General features: G+C 60.9%; 1 protein-coding gene. It reads right to left on the bottom strand.

The features are described 5' to 3' along the window. Positions 1-149: 149 nt before the first annotated feature. Positions 150-1,067 (bottom strand): septal ring lytic transglycosylase RlpA family protein (locus tag NW837_RS14405; protein WP_414332271.1); only part of this gene is annotated, 918 nt, incomplete at its 5' end.

Raw genomic sequence — 1,067 nt, forward strand, 5'->3', positions numbered from 1 at the left:
AGTTGGCGGAACGGTTGGGGGTGGTGGTTTCCGCCATTACCTACTGGAAATTCAAAACCGGGTTTCCAGAGTGGAGCCGCAGCCGGGATCCCGAGGGCATTTCTTGGCGCTATTCCCCCGATTCCAAGCGCTTTTCACCCGTGCCCTAGCTAGCGTTGCACCACTTCCACCCGCACAGGCGCCAGCCCTGAGCGCACCATCCCCAACACCTCTGCCGCCCGCAGGGAAAGGTCGATGATCCGACCGGGAATAAAAGGGCCGCGATCGTTGATGCGCACCACGGCCTGGCGGCCGTTTTTCAGGTTGGTCACCCGTACCTCGGTGCCAAAGGGCAGGGTGGGGTGGGCAGCCGTCATCTCATGGCGGGTTGGGTGCAGGTCATACCAAGAAGCAATGCCCTCTTGCACAGGCCCAACCACGCGGACAGGGGCGGGTTCCTGTTGAGGGGCTGTTTTCGGCTTGGAACCTGCAACAGCGGCTTTGGCGGTCAGAGCAGCCGGTTGAGGCAGGGCCGGAGCTGCAATGGGCGGGGCATCGAGCAGCAGACGGCGCAGACGATTGGCAGCCAAAACAGCCACATCCACCGGGCGCTGGTTGTCGATCAACAGCACTCCAGCGTCGATGCGCAGCAATTCCTCGCTGTTGGCCCGAATGGTGTAGAGAGGAACACCCAAGCCTTGTTCGGCCAATTCCAAACCTGCCCAACCTAGGGTGATGGTGGTGTCTTTCAGGGATCCCTGGGCCATTTGGTTGAGCTGGGCCACAAGGGTGATGGCCCGCATCAGCGGTGGTTCTAGCCCAGGGTGCTCGACAAAACTGACAATGGGCAGATCCCGCACATAGACAGTAACCACCTGTTGCCCGTCCATCTGATAGTCGTAGAGGGTGGAGATGGGCTGGTTGGTGTGCTGCCGTTGCTCGCCGATCTTGAGAATGGGTTCTTCTGCTCGACGGGGCAGGATCGCCTGGCGAGTTCGGTTCAAAGAAGGATCCAAGTTCAGGGTACCCAGTTTGGCAGGGGCAAGACCCTCGTGGCCGGAGATAGGGGTTTGGGGGGTTCGCGGCAG

This window comes from Synechococcus sp. R6-10 (genome assembly GCF_047461815.1).
Taxonomy (GTDB): domain Bacteria; phylum Cyanobacteriota; class Cyanobacteriia; order Thermostichales; family Thermostichaceae; genus Thermostichus.